We start from the raw sequence: 20,536 nt of genomic DNA on the forward strand, positions 1-20,536 counted from the left end.
ACCGACAACCGCTCCGCCACCCGCCGACCCGTCTTACCCGTGCCACCCACCACGAGCACCACACCGGCATCGACCGGAAGATCCACAACACCCTTGGCAACCACAGCAGCCACCCCATTCGGAGAAGAAGAAGTCGAAGAAACCAGCGGACTCGGGCGATCCTGCGAACCCGGTCAGTCCGTCCTCATGTCCACCAGTCAAATCCACTCCGGGCCGGCGAACCATAGCCTCCACACTCACATCCATGCGCGAGCGTCTACGTCCCCCGGCGGACCCCGAACCGCGAGGCCACACCTCCTCCGCCATCCACCAGAACACACCCGGCCCGTCGCCAACCACCGCCCTCGACCCCGTCTCCAGCGGCCCTGTAGCGCGCACACACCGCACCCACACACCACCCGCGGCCGTCGGGTGCGGGAAGCGCCGGAGAACGGCGGAAAACACCGTGCCGTGACCGTGCGATTCGGTGGCGAACCATACGGGGGGCGGGAATTCACGGGTAACGCGGACCCCAAGCGGCACCGGCGGAAACCCCGCGGTCCGGCGGCGCTGGGCCGACCAGGTGGACCCACCCGCCGCAGCTCTGGCGGGCTTTGCTCGGGGCGGCGATCCGCTCGGCGCTCTCCGGCCCCGGCGCGGGCGACGACTACGGCTACGGCTACGGCCGGCCTGCCGCTCGGCCGGTGTGCCCGGCGCCGTGCGGCCGGGCCTGCGACGCCGGCCGCCCCGGGTAGCGGTGGTCATCGACGACTCCGGATCCGTCACCGACGACGAACCCGGCAGTGCGCTGCTGGAGGTCCCGGCGATCGGGCGCGCCGTCGGGGGCCGCCGGGACCAGGTCACCGTCGAGCCCTGCGATGCGGCCTCCCGGGCCGTCCACCCGCCCCGCCGCGCCGAGGGCATCCCGCTCCTCGGTAGCGGCGGGACGGACCTGCGCGCGGGCTTCTCGGCCGCGCTGCGGGCCCGGCCCCGGCCGGACGTGGTGGTGGTGCTGACGGGCGGCCAGACCCGGCGGCCGTCGGCGCTGCCGCCGTGCCGCACAGTGGTGGGCCGGTTCCCCCGGCCCGGCCCACCACCGTGCCGTCCGCGAGGTGAACCCGGACCACCGGCCGGACGCGCCGCCCGGGTGGGCGCGGGTGGTCACCGTCAGGTGAGTCCCCCCGCGCCCAGGGCGGCGCGTCGGATCCGGCGCCCGGGGCCGGCTCGGCAGGTCAGCCGACCATGGTCGCCAGGACGCTGCGCCAGTCCTCGCCCGGCTCCGGGGTCAGCGGGCCGGCCAGGGCCTCGGCCCGGTAGTGCCAGGGGCGACGGAGTTCCGGGTCCGCGTCGGGGCGCAGGTCGAGCGGGCTGGCGGAGTCGAGCAGGCGCAGGAGCTCGCCGGTGAAGTCCGCCCAGGAGACGTGCCCGCTGACGGCGTTGACGATCCGGCCGGCGGCGGGGCTCCGGTCCGCGACGCAGGCGGCGAGCGCCCGGGCCAGGGCGGCGGAGTGCACCCAGGACGCGCCGTACCAGCTGGGGCGGCCGCCGGGGGCGGGGGCGGGGAGGGCGATCGGCTGTCCGGCCAGCGCGGCCTGGTAGAGGGCGCCGGTGGAGCCCCAGCGGAGCTGGTCGCGCAGGCGCTGCTGCGGGCCCCAGACGATCGGGGCGCGGACCGCCGTGGCAGGGCCCCGGCCGGTGGCGGCGGCGTCGAAGAGGATGCGCTCGCAGTCCAGCTTGGCCTGCCCGTACGGGGTGACCGGTTCGCCGGTCGGGCCGCCCTCGGCGACGTCGGTGCCGGCCGGACGGCCGTAGGCGTCGATGCTGCTGACGAAGACGAACGGGCCGCCGCGCCAGCCGTCGACCAGGGCGCGCATCGCGGCGAGGTCGACGGCGTGCTCGGTGAAGGTGCAGGCGGAGTGGATGACGGCGTCGACGCCTTCGACCGCGCGGCGCAGGCCGTCGAGGTCGGCGAGGTCGCCCTCGACCACCTCGGCGCCGTGCAGGGCGGGCAGGTGGGCGGACTCGGGCCGGACCAGGGCCCGGACGGGGTGGCCCTGCGCCATCAGTTCCTGCAGAACGGCCGCGCCGACACCGCCGGTGGCGCCGGTGAGCAGCACGGTGCCCGCGCGGGAGCGGGCGCCCGGGCGGGCGCCGGTGCGGGCGGGCGCGGCGCGACGCTCGTCCTCGCGGGTGGCGAGCAGCGCGGCGAGGGCGCGCGGGGTGCGCTGCTCCAGCACGTCCAGGCCGGTGAGCGGCAGGCCGGTGCGGGTGCGCAGACGCTCGGCGAGCTGGACGGCGACCAGGGAGTGGCCGCCGAGGGCGAAGAAATCGCCGTCGGCGGGCGGGGTGGCGCCGAGCAGTTCGCCGAAGGCCGTCCGGACGGTGTCGAGCGGGCCGGGCCGCGCCGGGGTGGTCGGGGCGGCGCCGGGCAGCCGGTCGCGGTCGGGGGTGCCGTCGGACCGGCGCGGCAGCCGGTCCACCAGGGTGACGGCGAGCGGGAGCCGGCCGGGCGCGAGGTGGCGCCGCAGCGCGGCGCGCAGTTCGGCGCCGGTCGGGGCGACGGGGCCGCGCACCACGGCGTAGGCGAGCGGAGGTCCGTCGACGGTCTCGACGACGGCCGCCTCGACCACCCGGGGATCGGCCGTCAGCCCCGCGACGACCGGGTGCCGGTCGGCGGCCAGGCGGGTGCCGGGGAGCGCGGAGAGGGGGCGGTCGGGGTCTGCGGCGACGGCGGCGAGCAGGTCCGCGAAGGCGGCGAGCAGCTGCTCGGCGGTGCTCTCGTCCAGGGCGTCCCGGTCGTGCTGGACCAGGCAGCGCGGCTGCGGGCCGTCCTCGACCAGCAGGGCGAGGCCGAACTTGGCCAGTCCCAGGTCGAGTTCGACGTCCTCGGCGGTGAGGCCGGGCAGCGTGAAGGGCTCGGCGGGGCGGACGAGGTCGCAGCTCACGGACAGCAGCGGGGTACCGTCGGCGCCGCGGGCCGCCGCGCCGAGCCGCTCGACGACCAGGTCGAAGGGGATCTCGTGGTGCTGCTGGGCGTCGAGCAGGGCGGCCCGGGCCCGGGTGAGGACGTCGGTGAAGGTCGGGTCGCCGGCCAGGTCGGCGCGGACGGCGAGGGTGTTGACGCCGAGGCCGACGGTGCGGCGCAGTTCGGGCCGCAGGCGCTGGCCGCTGGCGCAGCCGAGGGTGAGGTCGGCCTGGTCCGCGGCGGTGCGCAGGGTCGCGAAGGCGGCGGCCAGGACGACGGCGAACAGGGTGGCGCCGTGCCGGGCGCCGAGTCGGCGCAGGCCGTCCACGGTGGCGGGGGCGATCGGGGCGGCGTGCAGGGCGGCCCGGCGCTCGCGCGCGCCGGACGGGACGGGCCGCAGCAGCGCCAGCGGGCGGGCGCCGGCCAGGTGTGCGGCGCGGGCGTCGGCGGCGGCGGTGAGTTCGGCGTCCCGGGCGCGCTCCTGCCGGGCGTACTCGGCGTACGACGGCCCGGCCGGCGGGAGTTCGGCCGGCAGGCCGTCGCGGGCGGCGGCGTAGAGGGCGGCGAGGTCGGCCGCGAGGACGGGCAGCGAGCCCCCGTCGACGGCGATGTGATGGATCGTCAGCAGCAGCGTGTGGTCCTGCGGGCCGTGCCGCAGCAGCAGGGCGCGCAGCACCGGCCCGGTGGCGAGGTCGAAGGGGCGGGCGGCCTCCGCGGCGAGCAGGGCGGGGGCGTTGTTCCCGGCGCCGTTCTCCCAGGTGGCGTCGACCGTGCGCAGCGGCACCGGGCCGACCGGGTCGGCCTGCTGGTACGGCTGGTCGCCCTGGCTGCCGTAGCGGGTGCGCAGGGCGGCGTGCCGCTCGGTGAGGCCGGTGAGGGCGGTGGCGAGGGCGGCGGGGTCGAGCGGTCCGCGCAGGCGGGTGGCGAGCGGGACGTTGTAGAGGGCGCCGCCCTGGCCGAGGTGGTCCATCAGCCACATCCGCTGCTGGGCGTGCGAGAGCGGGGCGGGGCCGGCCGGTCCGGCCGCCTGGTCCGCCGGGCGCCCGCCGGTGGCGGGGCGGTTGCGGCGGGCACGGCGCAGCAGGTCGGCCTGGTCGACGGCCTGGTGCTCGGGGGCGGTCATCGGGTGGCTCCTTGCGGGGTTTCGTCGTGTGCGGCGCGCAGGGCGTGTTCGAGCAGGTCGGCCTGGCCGGCGACGGTGGGGTGGCCGAGGAAGTCGGCGAGCGAGAGTTCGACGCCGAGGTCCTCACGGAGGTCGTCGACGACCCACATGGCGAGCAGCGAGTGGCCGCCCTCGGCGAGGAAGTCGGCGGCCGGGTCGGTGATCGGACGCTCCAGGGCGCGGGTCCAGGCGTCGGCGACGGCCTGCTGGATCGGGCTGAGGGCGGCGGCGGTGCCGGGCCCGTCCGCGGCCGGGTCGCCGGCGGCGGCGAGGGCGCGGCGGTCGATCTTGCCGGTGCCGGTCAGCGGCAGGGCGGCGAGCACGGTCCAGGCGGTGGGCACCAGGTGGGCGGGCAGCCGTTCGGCGAGCCGGGCGCGGAGCGTCTCGACGGCCGGGCGGCTGCCGTCGGCGAGGACGAGGCAGGCGGCCAGCGCGGCGTCGGTGTGCCCGGCCCGGCGGACCACGACGGCCGCCTCGGCCACCTCGGGGAACTGCAGCAGCGCGTGCTCGACCTCGCCGGGTTCGATCCGGAAGCCGCGGACCTTCACCTGGTCGTCGGTGCGGCCGTGGAACTCCAGTGCACCGTCGGGGCGTTGGCGGACGAGGTCGCCGCTGCGGTAGGCGCGCCCGGTGCCCGGGAGGTCGCGGAAGCGCTCGGCGGTCAGCTCCGGCCGGTTCAGGTAACCCTGGGCGAGCCGGCCGCCGGCGATCCACAGTTCGCCGACGGTGCCGGGCGGCACCGGTGCGAACTGCTCGTCGAGGACGAGGGTGCGGGCGCCGCCGAAGGCTCGGCCGATCGGGACCGGGCCGGTGGTGCAGTCGGCCGGGGTGATCCGGTGCAGGGTGGTGAAGGTGGTGGCCTCGGTCGGCCCGTAGACGTTGAAGAGTTCGAGCCAGGGGAAGGCGCGCAGCACCTCTCCGGCGTACTCGGGCGACAGGGCCTCGCCGCCGACGGCCAGGGTGCGCAGCACGCCGAAGATCCGGGACTGCCGGGCGGCCAGGTGGTGGAAGAGGGCGGTGGTGATGAACACGGTGGTGACGCCGAACCGCTCGACGTCGCGGACGAGTTCCTCGGCGGTGGGCCGGTCGCTCGGGGAGATGGCGACGGCGGCGCCGCGGGCCAGCGGGGACCAGACTTCGAAGGTGGAGGCGTCGAAGCTGATCGTGGAGTGGAAGAGCACCCGGTCGCGGGGGCCGAGCGCGAACGCGTCGGGGGCGGTGACCAGGTCGGCGACGGCGCTGTGCGGGACGATGACGCCCTTGGGGCGGCCGGTGGAGCCCGAGGTGTAGAAGAGCAGGGCGGGCGCGGCCGGGTCGGCGGCGTCGAGTGCACCGGCTCCGCCGACGGCGGCAGCGGAGCCGCCGTCGAAGTCGGCGTCGAAGTCGGCGTCGTGTTCGGCCAGGACGAGGGTCGAGGTCAGGGCGAGGGTCTGCTCCTCGGCCAGTCCGGCGCCGGCGAGCAGCGCCTTGTCGCCGAGGACGAGCCGGACGCCGGCGTCCCCGGTCATCTCGGCGATCCGCGGGCGCGGGTAGCCGGGGTCGAGCGGGACGACGTGGCCGCCGGCCCGCCAGATCGCCAGCTGGGCGACGACCAGGCGGGTCGAGCGGGCGCAGAGCAGGCCGACGGCGCTGCCGGGGCCGATCCCGCGGGCGGTCAGTGCGGCGGCCAGTCGGGCCGAGCCGTCGAGGAGTTGACGGTACGTCAGAGCGGTGTCGCCGTCGGTCACGGCGAGCGCGTCGGGGCGCTCCTGGGCGTGCCGGGCGATCAGGTCCGGGAGGGTCGCGGTGGGCATGGTGGTTCCCTTCCGGGCGCCCCGGCGGCGAACGGCCGGGGCGCCCTGCGCAGGTCGTACGGGCGGGCGGTCTCAGGGCCGGTCAGGGCCGGTCAGGACCCCTGGACCTGAGGTCCAGGGGCCCCTCGGGCCTAGACGGTGGCAGCGGCGGCCGGCTGCCGCTCCGCCACCAGCCGGGCAACGGCCCGCAGGTCGGGCTGGCGCAGCACCAAGGGCGCCCGCAGCCGCACCCCGTACTCCTCCTCCAGCGCCTCCAGCAGCCGTGCGGCGGCGAGCGAGTTGCCGCCCGCGGCGAGGAAGTTGTCGGAGGGCCCGAGATCGGCGCGGCCGAGCAGCTCACGGCAGAGCCGCAGCACGGTGCGCTCGGTGGGCGTGGCGCCCTCCTCCCCCGCCGCCGGCTCCTCCGGGGCCGGTGCGAGGAGCAGCGCGGCCCGGTCGACCTTGCCGTTGGCGTCCAGCGGGAAGGTGTCGACCAGGCGGACGGCCGACGGGACGGCCTGCTCGGGCAGCCACGGCCGGACGCCCACCAGCAGGTCCTCGGCGCCACCCGCCGCGGCCCCGGCGACGGTCTGGACGAAGGCGAGCAGCCGGACGCCGCCCGCCGGTGCCGGTGCGGCCGCGACCACGGCCCGCCGCACCCGCACGTCGCGCTCGAACGCGGCCTCGACCTCGGCGGGTTCGATCCGCACCCCGCTGACCTTGACCTGGTCGTCGAGCCGCCCCTGGAACTCCAGCACGCCGTCGGCCCGCATCACCACCCGGTCGCCGCTGCGGTAGACCCGGTCGATGCCGTCCACGCCGGCCGGCACACCGACGAAGCGGCGGGCGGTCAGCTCGGGGTCGAGGTAGCCGGCGGCGAGCCCGTGGCCGCCGATGCGCAGCTCGCCGGCCTGACCTCGCGGCACCGGCCGGCCGTCCTCGTCGGTGACCAGGACGACCGCGCCCGCGATCGGCAGCCCGATCGGCGGTGCGCCGGCGCCGTGGTCGAGGCCGGGCGCCATGGTGTGCACCGTGGTGGTGACGGTGGCCTCGGCGGGCCCGTAGGCATTGTGGACGGTCGCGGTGACGTCCGGGCCGGGGGCCCGGCGCAGCCGGTCTCCGCCGATGGTGAGGTGGCGCAGCGCCAGCCCCTGCGGCCAGGGCCGCGCCAGGATCGGCTCGGCGAGCGGGGTGGGCAGGACGCTGGCGGTGACGCCGGCCTCGCGCCACCAGTCGGTGAGCGCGCCGGAGTCCCAGCGGACGGCCTCGGGCGCGATGGCGAGCGCGGCGCCGGAGGTGAGGGTGGCCCACAGCTCCAGGACGTGCGGGTCGAAGGACACCCCGATCAGCAGGCTGTGCCGCTGGCCGGGGCCGAGGCCGGTCAGCTCGCGGTACCACTGCAGCACCGCGCCGAGGGCGGGCTCGCCGACCGCGACGGCCTTGGGGGTGCCGGTCGAGCCGGAGGTGAGCACCGCGTAGTGGGTGCCGACGGGCACGTCCACCTGCTCGCCGGGGACGAGGGCGGCGACCGCGCCGGTGGGCAGGCCCAGCGCCAGTTGCTCGTCGGAGTGCGGCAGTCCGGCCGGGTCGCCGACCAGGCAGGCGGGTCGCAGCTGCTCGGCGACGGCCTGCAGCCGGCGTTCGCCGGGGCGCGCCCCGAGCGGCAGGTGGACGGCGCCGAGCTTGGCGGTGGCGAGGGTGACGGCGACCAGGTCGACCGAGTGGCCGAGGCAGACGCCGACCAGGTCGCCGGGGCGGACCCGCTCGCGCAGCGCCTCGGCCACCGTGTCGGCGAGGCGGTCGAGTTCGGCATAGCTGTAGGTGTGCGCGCCGTCGACCAGGGCGGGCGCGTCGGGGGTGCGGTGCACCCAGGTGGCGAACAGGTCGAGGACCGCGCCGTCCTGATGCGGACGGCCGTACCCGATGCTCAGGGATTCCATCATCGTCTCCAGGTGATTGACGGTTGACTGACAGCTTGTTGACGGTCCGTCAGTTCAGGCCCATGGCCCGGGCGACGATCACCTTCTGGACCTCGGAGGTCCCCTCGATGATCGTGGTCATCCGCACGTAGCGGTACAGGAACTCCAGCGGGTGGCCGCGCACCCAGCCGGTGGCGCCGTGCACCTGGAGCGAACGGTCCACCGCGCGCACGGCGGTTTCGGAGGCGGTGAGCTTGGCGAGCGCCGCGTTCTCGGGCGCCTCGGTGCCGTCGTCGACCAGCCGGGCGCAGGCGAGGGTGAGCAGCTTGGAGCACTCCACCTCGGCCCGGGTGCTCACCAGGTGCTCCTGGACGTGCTGGTACTCGCCGATCACCCGGCCGAAGGCGCGCCGCTCGCGGGCGTACTCGGTACCGATGCGCAGCGCGTACTCGGCGATGCCGTTGCACATCGCGGCGACGACCAGGCGGCCCCGGGAGAGGCTGTCCATGGCGAGGGCGGTGGCCGCGCCGACGCCCTCCTCGCCGCCGATCACGGCGTCGGTGGAGACGGTGACCTGGTCGAGCAGCAGCTCGAACAGCGGCTCGCCGGACATGCCCTCGTAGCGCTGGCCGATCCGCAGGCCGGGCTGGTCCATCGGGAGGACGAAGGCGGTGGCGCCGGCGGTGGGCCCGGCGCCCTCGCCGAGGTCGGTGGCGGTGACGACGAGCGCCAGGCCGGCCCGCTCGGCGTTGCTGACGAAGGTCTTGCGGCCGTTCAGCACCCAGCCGTCACCGGTGCGCACGGCGGTGGTGGTGAGGCGGAACGCGTCCGAGCCGGCGTGCGGCTCGGTGAGGGCGAGGCAGCGGGTCTGCTCGCCGCGCACCAGCGGGACGAGGTGGCGCTCGATCTGCTCGGGGGTGCCGTGCCGCAGCAGCGGGCTGGGGCCGTCGGAGCCGGCCAGGGCGTACGGCGCGAGCGGGCAGCCGCTGCGCCCGGCGGCGTGGTGCAGCAGCACGACGGCGGTGAACGGCATGCCGGCGCCGCCGAGTTCCTCGGGGTAGTCGCCGGCGTAGAAGCCGAGCGCGGCGGAGCGCTTGCGGACGTAGGCCCGCAGTTCGGCCGGTATCTCGTCGGCCGTTTCGGGCAGTTCGGCGGCCAGCGGGACGAGTTCGCGGCGGACGAAGCTCTCGAAGGCCTCGACGATCTCGCGGTGGCCGTCCTCCAGGACGGCGGAGGGGGCGCTCATGCGGCGTCTCCGGTGAGGGCGCGGGCCTGGTCGGCCAGGACCGCGTGGCGGAACAGGGTGCGCAGCGGCGGGCGGCTGCCCAGGTGCGGCTCCAGCCAGGCGGCGAGCTGGGCGGCGAGCAGCGAGTGGCCGCCGACCTCGAAGAAGTGGGATTCGGCGGTGAAGCGGTCGTGGCCGAGGACCTCGCGCCAGGCGGCGGCGATCAGTTCCTGGCCGGGGTCGGCGAAGGCGCTTGCGGCGGCCGGGCCCGTCTCCTGCGCGGGGGCCTCGCCGGCGAGCCGGGCGAGGGCGGCGCGGTCGGGCTTGCCGCCGAGCAGGGTGGGCATCGCCTCGACGGTCGTCCAGGTGGCGGGGACGAGCCCACCGGGCAGGCGCTGGGCGAGGGCCGCGTGCAGGGCGGCCTGGTCGGGGCGGTCGGTGCCCTCCAGGAAACCGACCAGGCGGGGGCCGGTCTGCGGGTCGTCGTGCAGCACCACCGCGCAGAAGCGGCCGCCGAGTTCGGCCGAGGCGGCGGCCTCGATCTCCTCCAGTTCGATCCGGTGGCCGCGCAGCTTGACCTGGTTGTCGGAGCGGCCGAGGAAGCACAGCCGGCCGCGCAGGTCGCGGTAGCCGCGGTCGCCGGTGCGGTAGACCCGGGCACCGTCGAGGGCGGGCACGGTGACGAAGCGGGCGGCGGTCGGCTCCGGCAGGCCGAGGTAGCCGTCGGCCACCATGGCTCCGCCGACGGCGAGTTCGCCGACGCAGCCGGCCGGGAGCGGTCGCAGCGTCTCGTCCAGGACGTGCACGCGCGCGCCGTCCAGTTCGGCGCCGAGCGGGATCTCGGTGTCCTCGGCCACGTCGGCGGCGGTGACCTCGTACACCGTGGAGGTGACGGTGGCCTCGGTGACTCCGTAGGCGTTCACCACGGTGGTGGCCTCGGTCAGGCCGGCCAGCGCGCGGGCGGGCAGGCGCTCGCCGCCGAGGACGAGCAGCCGGGGCGACCAGCGGCCGTCGCGCAGCGCCTCGGACAGGTCCTCGCGGACGGCCAGCAGGTAGCTGGTCGGCAGGTTCGCGACGGTGACGCCGCGGGCGGCCAGCACGGCGACGAGTTCGGGCCCGGTGGGCACTTCGCGCTGCGGCACGACCAGGGCGGCGCCGGCCGCGAGCGCGGGCAGCACCTCCTCCAGCGCCACGTCGAAGGACGGGCGGGCGAACATCAGCACCCGGTCGGCGGGGGCCAGTTCGTAGCGGGCGGCGATCGCGGCGACGTACCCGGCGAGCGCGTCGCGGCCGACCAGGACGGGCTTGGGCACGCCGGTGGAGCCGGAGGTGTGGATCAGGTACGCGGCGCCGTCCAGCACGGCGGCGGGCTCGGCCTTGGGGAAGGCCGGGCCGTCCAGCAGCGCGGGGGTGACGCCCTCGGCGGGCAGCGCGAGCGCGCTCTGCCGGGTGGCCAGGACCAGGGCCGGGGCGAGCCGGTCCAGCAGCAGGCCGAGCCGGGCGGCCGGGTCCTCGGCGGACAGCGGCGCGTAGACGGCGCCGTACCGCAGGCAGGCGAGCAGGGCGACCACGTTGTCCACGCCGCGCGGCAGGACGGCGGCCACCGGTTGGCCGGGGACGACGCCGGCGGAGCGCATCCGCTCGGCCAACTCGGCGACGCGGCGGTCGAGTTCACCGTAGCTGAGACGCTCGGTGCCGGCGATCAGGGCGAGCGCGGTGGGGTCGTGGGCGGCGGCCGGGTCGAGGCCGGCCGGGGTGACGGCGACGGCGGGCTCGGCGGCCGGGGCGGGGTCGAGCGCGGCGATCGGGGCCTCGGGCCGGTCCAGGTAGCAGCGCAGCAGCTCCAGCAGGCGCTCGGACAGCAGGGTGGCCTCGGCCTCGCCGAAGAGGTCCGCGTCGTAGTCCCAGACCAGGGTCATCCCGGCGGCGCCGTGCTTCTCGCCGACCACCCGGCGGTCGTCGGGCAGCAGTACCAGGTCGAGGTCGAAGCGGGTGGTGCCGGTGTTGAAGCCCTCGTACAGCGAGACCTCCAGCCCGGGCGCCTGGACGTCCGGCAGGGCCGCGTCGTGCGCGCTGAACATCACGTTGAACAGCGGATTGTCGGCGCCGCCGGTGTGCAGCCCGAGCCGGCGGGTCAGCTCCTGGACCGGCAGGTCCTGGTACGGGAGCGCGCGCAGCAGGACGTCGGTCACCTCGTCGACGGCCTCGGTGCCGGGAACGGCCGGGTCCAGCCGCAGGTGCAGCGGGACGGTGTTCACGAACATGCCGACGGTGCCCTCGAACCCCGCCGGGCGGTTGCCGACGGCGGTGCCGACCACGAGTTCGCGGTGGCCTGCGTGGCGGCGCAGCAGTTCGGCGAAGAGCGCGAGCAGGGTGCTGAACGGGGTGTGCCCGTCCGCCTTGCTGCGGGCGCGCAGCCGCTCGGCCAGGTCGGCGCCGATCGCCTGGCGCAGCTGCCCGCCACGGTGGCGGCGCACGGCGCCGGGGGTGGCCAGCCCGGGCAGGGTGACCTCGCGCGGGGCGTCGGTCAGCTCCCGCAGCCAGAAGGCGAGCGCGCGCTCGCGGGCGTCCGGGTCGACGGCCGTCCGGGCGTGTTGCTCGTACGAGGGGGCCTCGGACAGCTGGTAGGGCTCGTCCAGGACGTGGGCGCGGTAGACGGTGAACAGGTCGCGCAGCAGGATCGCGAAGGAGTGGCCGTCGTGGACGAGGTGGTGCTCGACGTGGACGAGCCGGTGGTGGTCCTCGCCGAGGCGCACCAGGTGCCAGCGCAGCAGCGGCGCCTTGGTGGTGTCCAGCGGTTCCTCGGCCTCGGCGGCGAGCAGGGCCCGGAAGGCGGCCTCCGGGTCGGCCTCGGCGGTGAAGTCGCTGCGGCGCAGCAGCGGTTCGCACCGCTCGGCGACCCGCTGGCCGGGCAGGCCCTCCGGGCGGGCGACCAACTCCAGGCGCAGGCCCGGGTGGTGGCCGAGGACGGCGGCCAGCGCGACGCGCAGCGCCTGCTCGTCGAGGGTGCCCCAGAGGTCGAGCACGGCGGTGAAGTTGTACGCACGACTGCCCGGCAGCATCTGCTCGTGCAGCCAGACGATCTCCTGCGAGGAGGAGAGCGCGAACATCGGTGACTCCCTTGTGTGGTGGGCGTGTTGGCACTGCGGTGGCGGGGCGGGCATGGATGGCCCGGCCCTGGTGCCGGGCGCGCCGGGGTGATGGCGCGCTTCGGCGGCCCGGCGGTCCGGCGGTCAGGTGATCAGACGGCCGGACGGTCAGGCGGTCAGGCGGTCAGTGGATTCGGCGGTTCGGTGGTCAGGCGGTTCGGTGTCGGGGGCCCGGGAGCCGGTGCGGTCCGGGGCCGGTCAGGCAGGCTGCAGGTGGCGGCGCAGCGTGGCGAGCAGGTCGTCGAAGGCCGCCCGGGCAATGGCCTCCGGGAACCGTTCGCGGTCCCAGGCGAGGCGGACCAGCAGGTCGTCGCCGTGCGCGGCGGCGACCGCGAGCGGCGCGGCGAGCGGCCGCCCCGCCAGGTGGGTCTCCCGGCCGGGCACCCCGCCGAGCACCAGGGGCGGACGCCGGTGCAGGTCCTCCAGGGTGAGCATGCCGTCCAGGGCGCCCGACCACGGGGACCCGGCCGTCCGGGCGGCCCGGACCACCTCGTCGAACGGCGTGTCGGCGTGGTCGAGGTCCTCCCACCAGGCGTCGGCGAGGTCGTCCAGAGCGGTGGCCGCGCCGGGTGCGGCGGGGTGCACCAGGGTGTTGAGGAAGCAGCCGAGCGCGGCGGGCGCTCCGGGCGGTCGGCCGCCCCACGGGTAGCCGAGCGCGAGCTGCCCGTCGGTCTGGTGCAGCCGGCGCGCGGCGGCCGCGGTGGCGTCCAGCAGGGCCGGGAAGAAGGCGGTGCGGGCGGCCCCCTCGGCAGCGGGCAGCCGGTGGCTGAGCATGCCGGTGGCTTCCGCCGCTCCCCCGCCCGTCCCGGTGACGCCGCCGAGCCGGCGGCCCCAGTGGGCGTGTGCGGCGGGGCCGGCGGCGGCGCTCTCGGCGGCCAGTTGCAGGTCGATGGCCTCCCGGTAGGCCGCCAGGGCGGCCTGGTCGGGAGCGGACGCGGCGGCGGCACCGGACGCGGCGCCGTCGGCCCCGGACGTGGCACCGCGGGAACCGGGCGCGGCGGCCTCGTCCCGCGCGTAGGCGTCGGTGAGCTCGGCCGTCAGGATGCCGAGCGACTGCTCGTCGCAGGCCGCGTGGTCCACCGCGAGGGCGAGCAGTTCCTCCTCGCCGTCCGGTTCCCGGGCCACCAGCAGGCGCAGCGTCGGCCCGTCCGCGGGCCAGTCCAGCAGGGCCTCGCGCAGGGCCGAGCGGGCGGTGCCACCGGGGGCGACGGCGACCTGCGCGGCCTCGGTCGAAGGGGCGCCGACCCGCAGGACGGGCGTACCGCGGACGGTCGTGAAGCCGCCGCACAGTGCCGGGTGCCGGACGGCCGTCGCGGTGGCGGCGCGGCCCAGCCGGGGCAGGTCGATGGTGCCGCGCGGGTAGGCGAGGAACAGCGGGACGACGTCGGGGCGCCCCTGTGCCGCGAGCCTGCGGATGATCAGGAACCGGCGTTGGGCGCCGGTCAGCGGGAGCAGTTCCACCGGGGAGTCGGCGGCGGCGGAGCGGTACCGGGCGAGGTAGGCGGCGGTGATGCTGGCGTGCACGGAACGGTCTCCGGTTTCCGGTCTCGGTTCGGTTCAGGCGTCAGACGTCAGGCGGCGGGGCTCGCGGCGGGCTCCTCCTCGGCCGTGGCGGCGGTGTCGGTCGGGAGGTCCCGCAGCCGGCGCAGCGGCGACAGCAGCAGCGGCACCGGGACGAGCAGGAAGCCCGCCGCGCACAGCCACAGCGCGGCCCGCGGCCCGGCCGCGTCGGCGACGGCGCCGCCGGCCAGCGCGCCGAGCGGCAGCGTGCCCCAGACCAGGAAGCGCATGGTGGCGTTCATCCGGCCGAGCAGCTCCGGCGGGCAGAGGCTCTGCCGGAAGCTCACCTGGGCGACGTTGTAGGCCACCGCGCCGAACAGCACCACCGCCGAGGCGATCCCGAACAGCACCACGCCCGCGCCGCGGCCCGACAGCGGCCACAGCACCGCGAACGGCGCCGTCACCACGGTGGCGAGCCAGATCAACCGGGCCTGGCCGAACCGGGCCGCGAGCCGCCCCGCACACAGCGCCCCGGCCAGGCCGCCGACGGCGGAGGCCGAGAGCAGCAGGCCGATCGCGCCCGGTGCCAGGTGGAGCACCCGCACCCAGAACACCGTCTGCACGGCCGCCAGCACGGCGGCGAACAGGTTGGACACCGCGGTGGCGGTGGCGATCGCCCGCAGCAGCGGGTGCCCGAGCACGAAGCGGACGCCCTCGGCGACCTCGGCGCGCAGCGAGCGCCCCGGCTCCGGCTCCGGCCTGGGCTCCTCGACCCGGATCCGGACGAGCAGCAGTGCGGAGGCGAGGTAGCCGCAGGCGTCGGCCACGATGGCGAGCGGCGCACCGAGCAGCTGGACCAGGCCGCCGCCGAGCCCCGGCCCGACGATCTGCGCCGAGGAGCGGACCGTCTCGATCGCCCCGTTGCCGCCGACCAGTTGCTCGCGCGGGAGGACGGACGGCAGGAAGGACTGGTGGGCCACGTCGAAGAAGACCGTCGCCACCCCGGTGACCAGCGCCACCAGGTAGAGCTGGGCCATGGTCAGCACGCCGAACGCGGCGGCCGGCGGGATCGAGCCGACGGCGAGGCAGCGCACCACGTCGGCGCGGATCAGGACCGGGAGCTTGCGCATCCGGTCCAGCCACGCGCCGGCCGGCAGGCCGACCAGCAGGAACGCGGCGGTCTCGGCGGCGGTCAGCAGGCCGACCTCGAAGGGCGTGGCGTCGAGCACCACCACCGCCACCAACGGCAGGGCGACCAGGGTGACCTGACTGCCCGTCTGGGCCGTCGCGGCCCCCGAGAGCAGGAGTCGGAAGTCGCGGTGGCCGAGCAGGCGGTTTCGGCTGGGACTAGGCGTCTCGTTCATCAGTGCGACTCTCGGTCACCCCTCCGCTACCGGGCAACCGTCACGTCCGTTTCCGGACGAACCACGGGTCGGCCGGATCACGCCACTGCCCCGAGCAGTCCTGACGATTCCCTGACGACCGCCCGCGGACCTGCCCGGACGCCCGGACAGCCCGCTCACCAGCACCGCACCGGCAGCACGGCCGCGCGGGCCGCCGCGGGCGCCGCACGTCCAATTCGCCGTCCGCTATTCGGACATTCGCATTCCGGCCACCGGACGCCATAGCTCAACTTGGCTTGATCATGCAACACATTGACCAGCCGTCACCTGATCGTGATATCAGGCACATCGACGACGCCCGTCGAACAATGCCCTCCGCAGCGCCGACGTCAGAACCCGGGCACCACGGCGCGGGGCGAGCCGCAGTTCGGCACGCCGCATCTCCCCACGCCACCGCTCCGGACGGCTCGACCAAGACGCACCGGCTCCGGGCGCCCCCGCTCAGGCCGCCTCCCGGCAGGTCACCGCCAGCACCGCCATGTCGTCGTCCCGTGGCCCGCCCGCCCACCGCTCCACGTCCGCCACCAGCGCGTCGACCACCGCCTCCGGACCGTCGAACGGGCCGAGCGGGCCGAGACCGAGCAGCGGATCGTAGAACTCCCCCGCCGCATCCCGGGCCTCGGTCACCCCGTCGGTCACCAGCAGTAGCGTGCACCCCGGTGGGAACGGCCGGCTCTCCGGCTCCGACCGCGCCCCGCCCAGCGCACCCAGCCCGAGCGGCAGCCCCGGATCGACGGCGTCCAGCCGCCGGACCGCGTCCGGGCCGCCCAGCAGGTACGGCCCCGGGTGCCCGCAGTCGAGCGTGCGCACGACGTCCTCGCCCGGCGGGAACTCGACCAGCAGTGCCGTGATGAACCCCTCCAACAGGGCCTCCCCGGTCATCTGCGCGCGCTCCCGGACGACCGCCCGTTCCAGCTCGTCGGCCAGCGCCACGAGGTCCGGCGCGCGGTGCGCGTCCTCCCGGAAGGCGCCGAGCAGCACCGACACCACGCCCACCGCCTGCAACCCCTTGCCCCGCACGTCCGCGATCAGCACCCGCACGCCGTACGGGGTCGCCTGCAGGGCGTACGCGTCGCCGCCGATCAGGGCCTCGGTCTGCGCCGCCCGGTAGCAGGCCGCGATCGACAGCCGCCCCACCCGTGCCGGCGGCTGGGGCAGCACCGCCCGCTGGGCGGCCTCGGCCACCGACCGCACCTGCGCCAGCCGCCGCCCGTGGCGGTCGACGACCCGGTTGACCCAGACCCCGAGCAGTGCGGCGAAGGCCGTGTTCACCAGCTCCAGGTAGCCGTCCTGGGTGCCGATGCTGCCCTCCCGCACGGCCAGCACCAGGATGCCGGCCACACTGGCCGCGCCCACCATGAGGGTGTACCGCAGCGTCAGCAGCGCGCCGGACAGCACGGCGGCCGCCGCGAGCAGCGGATCACCCCAGTAGTTGTCCGGCTCGAACGAGTTCCACACGAGTCCGCCGACGATCAGCAACCAGGGCACGAGCCGCACGTACAGCGGCCACTGCGCGGACCTCGGGGCCATCGGAGACCTTGCTTCCCGTCTCTGCCTCCCGTCTCGCCACCAATCCGGAAGGAGTTATTCCGATCCTAGTCACCCCCGCCCGGCCCCGCGCGCGCCCGACGGAGTCCGCCGTACGGACTCCGGACACCGCCCCGGGCGGACCGCCCGGCCGCTACGCGTCCAGGGTGAACCGCCCCGCGCCCGGGCCGGTCAGCAGGCCGGACGGCAGGTGGCGGCCGTAGGTGAGCAGCAGGAGGTGTTCGGCGCGGCCCTCGACCAGCGCCGGGCCCCCGCCGTGGGACCAGCCGGTGTCGGTGGCCCGCAGCCGGACACCGTCGAGCCGGGCGCCGAAGAAGCGCAGGCTCCGGCGGGAGACCGTGGCGAGCAGGGCGGTGACCCGGGGCTGCGGCAGGCGCGACGGCAGGCCGAGCGCGACGGTGATGTCGAGGCCGTGGACGACATCGTGGCCGAGCGCGGCGATCCGGCCGCCGACCGGCGGGCGCCAGGGGTGTTCGGCGTGGTCGGCGAGGGCGGCCGCGAGTTGGCCGTCGGTCAAGGCGGCGGCGTCGCGGCGGGCCACCCGGTCGGTCATCCGGTGGAGGGAGCCGCCGGCCCGCAGGAGGTCCGCGAGGGTGCGGGCGGTGGAGTACCGGAAGCCGGTGCTCATGTGGGCGGCGACCTCCCGGACCCGCCAGCCGACGCACAGCGACGGCGCGTTCCACTGGTCCGGGGTGAGCGCGGTGAACACCTCGGCGAGTTCCCGGCGTTCGGCCGCGATCTGCTCCCGGATCCAGTCGACGGCCTGGTCATGCTGCGCGGTTTCCATGCCTCCAGCCTGCGGCCGGGGCCGTCCGCCCGTCCAAGACCAGGAAGTTCTGCCACCTATGATCAGGAGTTATGGAACTCCGGCAGCTCCAGTACCTCGTCACTGTGGCCCAGCACGGCAGCTTCACCCGGGCCGCCGAGCTGCTGCACCTCACCCAGCCCGGTGTCAGCGCACAGATCCGGCAGTTGGAGAAGGAGTTGGGCCACCGGCTGCTGGACCGCTCCGGGCGCGGCGTCCGGCTCACCCGGGTCGGCGAGGCGGTCCTCCCGCACGCGCAGGCGGCGCTCGCCTCCGCAGCGGCGGCGCGGCAGACGGCGCAGGACTTCGACGGGCTGCGGCGCGGGCACGTCCGGCTCGGGCTGGTCGCCGGGGCGGCACTGGCCCCGCCGACCGGGGTGGACGACCTCCCCGGGCTCGCCACCACGCTCGCCGCGTTCCGCAGCGCCCACCCGGGCATCAGCCTCTCGCTGGCCGAGAGCACCACCGGGCGGATGCTCGGCGACCTGCGCGAGGGGCGGTTGGACCTCGCCGTGCTCGGCCTGCCCACCGCCGCGAGCGGCCGCGACGGCGACGACGGCTGGCAGACGCTGGCCGGGCTCGCCGTCCACACCGTGTTGGAGGCGCCGCTGTTCGCCGCCTTCGCCGAGCACCACCCGCTGGCCGACGGCCCGGACGGCCCGGACGGCGCGCTGCCGGTCGCCGCGCTGGCCGGGCACGCCCTGGTGAGCACCCCGCGCGGCACCGGCCTGCGGACGGCGCTGGAGCGCGCCCTGGCCGAAGCCGGGGCACGCTCCACGGTCGCGGTCGAGGCGGCCGCACCACCGCAGCTGGCCGATCTGGCCGCGCACGGGCTGGGCGTGGCCGTGCTGCCGGATCCGGCACCCGTTCCCGGGCTGCGGACCCGGCCGCTCATCGACCCCGTGCCGCTGGTGCGCATCGCGCTGGCCTGGCCGGCCGGTCGCCCCACGGCGCCGCCCACCGCCGCGCTGCTGGGCCACCTGCGCACGACCTACCCGGGCCCGCGGGCCGGCGCCTGACGCGGCCGGACCGGCGGCCTGACCGGGGCCCGCCCCGGCCCCCGGTCAGGGCGTGGCGGCTTCCGGTCAGGACGTGGCGGCCGCGGCGCCGTCGCCGATGTGCAGGATCGCGTCGGCCCCGTCGAGGACCGCCCGGTCGAGCGGGAAGTAGCCCTGCTCCGGCGTGGTGTCGGTGCGCGTCCGGCCACCGGCGACCGCGCCGGGCTCGACCAGGCCCCAGGTGGCGGCCCGGCGCTGGAGGGCGCCCTCGTAGGTGTCCGGCTCGGGCGCCTTGAGCCCGATCGCCTCGCTGCGGCCCAGGCTGCCGGCGACGAAGGTGTACGGCTCGGCCAGGGAGTGCAGGATGGCGCCGGCGCCGTTCCAGGTCAGGTCCATGTCCGCCACTCGTATGGCGCTCGGGTTCCGTTGCAGGTGGACGTTGTGGGAGAAGACCACGGTTGCGCCCCGGCGGGCCTCGTCGCGCCGGATGTCGAGCAGGTTCTGGGCCATCAACACGTCCCGGGTGCCGAGCAGGCCGGACAGCCGGGCGGCGCCCGGCTCCAGCCGCCGCGCCGACTGCCGGTGGTAGCGCAGCAGGCCGCGGCCGGCGGTGAGATGGGTCCTGGCCCGGAGCCACTCGGCGCGCGAGGTCGCCGCGACCAGTTCCGGGGCCCGCGCGTACAACAGGGTGAGCAGGTCGTCGGCGATCACCCGCAGCTGCTCGGCCTCGGCGGTGGCGCCGGGCGACGTCTCCGGGTCGAGGACCGCCTCGGGGCGGCTCCAGCGCTGGTCCTCGCCCGCGAGGCCGGCGAGGTCGAGGTCCACTCCGAGGTAGTCGCGGGCGTGTTCGAGGTAGCTCCGGGGGCTGGGTGCGCTGGTGTTCTCCGTCTGAGTGTCGAAGCCGTGGAAGGCCAGGCGCTCCTGCGACGGCCGGTTCCGGTTGTACTCGCGCATCCAGGCGACCAGGCGCCGGTTGGCGTCCAGCTCTCCGAAGCCGTGGGAGAAGCCCTCGCTCATCGCCGTGTCGAGGGTCCCCACCCCCTCCCGGACGAAGTCGTTCACGGTGAGCGCCGCCACCCGGTCGGTCTCGACGGCGATCGACCGGAAGCCCCGGTCGACGAGGTGGGCGAACAGTTCATTGCGGATCAGCGCGAACGCCGGTTCCCGGTGGGTGGGTTCGCCGAGTGCCAGCAGGGCACACGACGCGGGGACGAGGTCTCGAATGTCCTGGCTCATGACCCTCAAGCGTATCCTTGAGAGAACGGTTGAGACTTTTCCGGATCCAGCCGCTCAACCACCCGCCAAAGCCTCAAACCGGTGATAGTCACATGCGACCGTCCGACCTCGCCCGCGGGCACGGCATCTCGACCCAGGCCGTCCGCAACTACGAGCGGGACGGGTTCCTCCCGCCCGCCGAGCGCACGGCCAGCGGCTACCGGATCTACACCGAGGTGCACGCGGCCGCCCTCGACGCCTACCTCTCCCTCGTCGCGGCGTACGGCCACGCGACCGGCGGCCGGATCATGACCGCGCTCCACCGGGGCGGGCTGGACGACGCCCTGACGGTCATCGATCGCGGCCACGGCCGGCTGCTCCGCGACCGGGAGACCCTCGACGCGGTGCGCACGGCCGTGGACCACCTGACGACGCGATCCGACGTGGCCCAACCCGGCCCGGCCGAGGCCGACCCGGCGCGGGGGCCGTCGGCGGACCCGGGCGTCCGGAGCATCGGCGAACTCGCCCACCGGCTCCTGGTCACCCCGGCGACCCTGCGCAACTGGGAGGCCGCCGGCATCCTCACCCCCGCCCGGGACCCGGCCACCGGGCACCGCGTCTTCGGCGCCGACGACATCCGCGACGCCGAACTCGCCCACCTGCTACGACGTGGCGGCTACCCGCTGGAACACATCGCCACGGTGGTCCGACAGGTCCGGACGGCCGGCGGCACCGACTCCCTGGCCGGCGCCCTGGCCGGCTGGCAGCGCAGGCTCACCGCGCAGGGCCTGGCCATGCTCGACGCGTCCGCCCGGCTCGGGCACTACCTGAGCCTGCTCGGCCATCCCGTTCAACCTCCAACACACCTGCTATGACGGTGAGTTGAACCGTGCCGC

At 76.2% G+C, this 20,536-nt stretch carries 12 protein-coding genes and 1 pseudogene; 3 read left to right on the forward strand and 10 right to left on the reverse strand.

Annotated elements, in window-relative coordinates; all coding sequences use genetic code 11:
- Nucleotides 1-523: 523 nt before the first annotated feature.
- Nucleotides 524-1,154, forward strand: a pseudogene (locus tag ACIO5E_RS23635) (VWA-like domain-containing protein); the annotation flags it as partial.
- A 57-nt stretch (nt 1,155-1,211) separates the two neighbouring features.
- Here ACIO5E_RS23635 and ACIO5E_RS23640 read toward each other — a convergent pair.
- From ACIO5E_RS23640 to ACIO5E_RS23680, 9 genes are all read right to left on the reverse strand, one after another.
- On the reverse strand, nt 1,212-4,067 hold the full coding sequence (locus tag ACIO5E_RS23640) for a condensation domain-containing protein (RefSeq protein ID WP_400671078.1): 2,856 nt from the start codon (nt 4,065-4,067) through the stop codon (nt 1,212-1,214).
- The gene (locus tag ACIO5E_RS23645) at nt 4,064-5,899 is read right to left on the reverse strand and encodes a non-ribosomal peptide synthetase (RefSeq protein WP_400671081.1); all 1,836 of its coding nucleotides are present in this window, start codon (nt 5,897-5,899) and stop codon (nt 4,064-4,066) included. The genes ACIO5E_RS23640 and ACIO5E_RS23645 overlap by 4 nt, the downstream gene beginning before the upstream one ends.
- A 131-nt stretch (nt 5,900-6,030) precedes the next feature.
- Nucleotides 6,031-7,818, reverse strand: a complete 1,788-nt coding sequence (locus ACIO5E_RS23650; RefSeq protein ID WP_400671084.1) for an AMP-binding protein — start codon at nt 7,816-7,818, stop codon at nt 6,031-6,033.
- Between the two features lie 49 nt (nt 7,819-7,867).
- On the reverse strand, nt 7,868-9,043 hold the full coding sequence (locus ACIO5E_RS23655; RefSeq protein ID WP_400671087.1) for an acyl-CoA dehydrogenase family protein: 1,176 nt from the start codon (nt 9,041-9,043) through the stop codon (nt 7,868-7,870).
- Nucleotides 9,040-12,132 carry an amino acid adenylation domain-containing protein gene (locus ACIO5E_RS23660; RefSeq protein WP_400671090.1) on the reverse strand — a complete coding sequence of 1,031 codons (3,093 nt, stop codon included), beginning with the start codon at nt 12,130-12,132 and terminating at the stop codon, nt 9,040-9,042. The genes ACIO5E_RS23655 and ACIO5E_RS23660 overlap by 4 nt, the downstream gene beginning before the upstream one ends.
- A 237-nt stretch (nt 12,133-12,369) precedes the next feature.
- Entirely contained in the window at nt 12,370-13,695 is a 1,326-nt protein-coding gene (locus ACIO5E_RS23665; RefSeq protein WP_400671093.1) for a non-ribosomal peptide synthetase, read from the reverse strand.
- A 47-nt stretch (nt 13,696-13,742) separates the two neighbouring features.
- Nucleotides 13,743-15,035 (reverse strand): MFS transporter, encoded by a 1,293-nt coding sequence (locus ACIO5E_RS23670; RefSeq protein WP_280678914.1) that lies wholly within the window; start codon nt 15,033-15,035, stop codon nt 13,743-13,745.
- Nucleotides 15,036-15,515: 480 nt separating this feature from the next.
- Complete coding sequence (locus tag ACIO5E_RS23675; protein WP_400671096.1) at nt 15,516-16,604, reverse strand: PP2C family protein-serine/threonine phosphatase; 1,089 nt, start codon at nt 16,602-16,604, stop codon at nt 15,516-15,518.
- Between the two features lie 151 nt (nt 16,605-16,755).
- Entirely contained in the window at nt 16,756-17,409 is a 654-nt protein-coding gene (locus tag ACIO5E_RS23680; protein ID WP_400671099.1) for a maleylpyruvate isomerase family mycothiol-dependent enzyme, read from the reverse strand.
- 71 nt (nt 17,410-17,480) lie between these two features.
- On the opposite strand from ACIO5E_RS23680, the gene ACIO5E_RS23685 reads away from it, so the two are divergent.
- Nucleotides 17,481-18,446, forward strand: coding sequence for a LysR family transcriptional regulator (locus tag ACIO5E_RS23685; protein ID WP_400671100.1), 966 nt, complete (start codon nt 17,481-17,483; stop codon nt 18,444-18,446).
- A 66-nt stretch (nt 18,447-18,512) separates the two neighbouring features.
- On the opposite strand, the gene ACIO5E_RS23690 is transcribed toward ACIO5E_RS23685, so the two are convergent.
- Entirely contained in the window at nt 18,513-19,661 is a 1,149-nt protein-coding gene (locus ACIO5E_RS23690) for an erythromycin esterase family protein (protein ID WP_400671103.1), read from the reverse strand.
- 92 nt (nt 19,662-19,753) lie between these two features.
- Between ACIO5E_RS23690 and ACIO5E_RS23695 the strand changes: the two genes are divergently transcribed.
- The gene (locus ACIO5E_RS23695; RefSeq protein ID WP_400671105.1) at nt 19,754-20,515 is read left to right on the forward strand and encodes a TioE family transcriptional regulator; all 762 of its coding nucleotides are present in this window, start codon (nt 19,754-19,756) and stop codon (nt 20,513-20,515) included.
- Nucleotides 20,516-20,536: the final 21 nt, after the last annotated feature.

Source organism: Kitasatospora sp. NPDC087314 (assembly GCF_044744365.1).
Classification (GTDB): Bacteria; Actinomycetota; Actinomycetes; order Streptomycetales; family Streptomycetaceae; genus Kitasatospora.

What these genes read in the sequence shown, in the direction of transcription:
- ACIO5E_RS23640 (WP_400671078.1), bottom strand. Translation starts at nt 4,067, where the DNA reads ATGACCGCCCCCGAGCACCAGGCCGTCGACCAGGCCGACCTGCTGCGC.
- ACIO5E_RS23645 (WP_400671081.1), bottom strand. Translation starts at nt 5,899, where the DNA reads ATGCCCACCGCGACCCTCCCGGACCTGATCGCCCGGCACGCCCAGGAG.
- ACIO5E_RS23650 (WP_400671084.1), bottom strand. Translation starts at nt 7,818, where the DNA reads ATGGAATCCCTGAGCATCGGGTACGGCCGTCCGCATCAGGACGGCGCG.
- ACIO5E_RS23655 (WP_400671087.1), bottom strand. Translation starts at nt 9,043, where the DNA reads ATGAGCGCCCCCTCCGCCGTCCTGGAGGACGGCCACCGCGAGATCGTC.
- ACIO5E_RS23660 (WP_400671090.1), bottom strand. Translation starts at nt 12,132, where the DNA reads ATGTTCGCGCTCTCCTCCTCGCAGGAGATCGTCTGGCTGCACGAGCAG.
- ACIO5E_RS23670 (WP_280678914.1), bottom strand. Translation starts at nt 15,035, where the DNA reads ATGAACGAGACGCCTAGTCCCAGCCGAAACCGCCTGCTCGGCCACCGC.
- ACIO5E_RS23675 (WP_400671096.1), bottom strand. Translation starts at nt 16,604, where the DNA reads ATGGCCCCGAGGTCCGCGCAGTGGCCGCTGTACGTGCGGCTCGTGCCC.
- ACIO5E_RS23680 (WP_400671099.1), bottom strand. Translation starts at nt 17,409, where the DNA reads ATGGAAACCGCGCAGCATGACCAGGCCGTCGACTGGATCCGGGAGCAG.
- ACIO5E_RS23685 (WP_400671100.1), top strand. Translation starts at nt 17,481, where the DNA reads ATGGAACTCCGGCAGCTCCAGTACCTCGTCACTGTGGCCCAGCACGGC.
- ACIO5E_RS23690 (WP_400671103.1), bottom strand. Translation starts at nt 19,661, where the DNA reads ATGAGCCAGGACATTCGAGACCTCGTCCCCGCGTCGTGTGCCCTGCTG.
- ACIO5E_RS23695 (WP_400671105.1), top strand. Translation starts at nt 19,754, where the DNA reads ATGCGACCGTCCGACCTCGCCCGCGGGCACGGCATCTCGACCCAGGCC.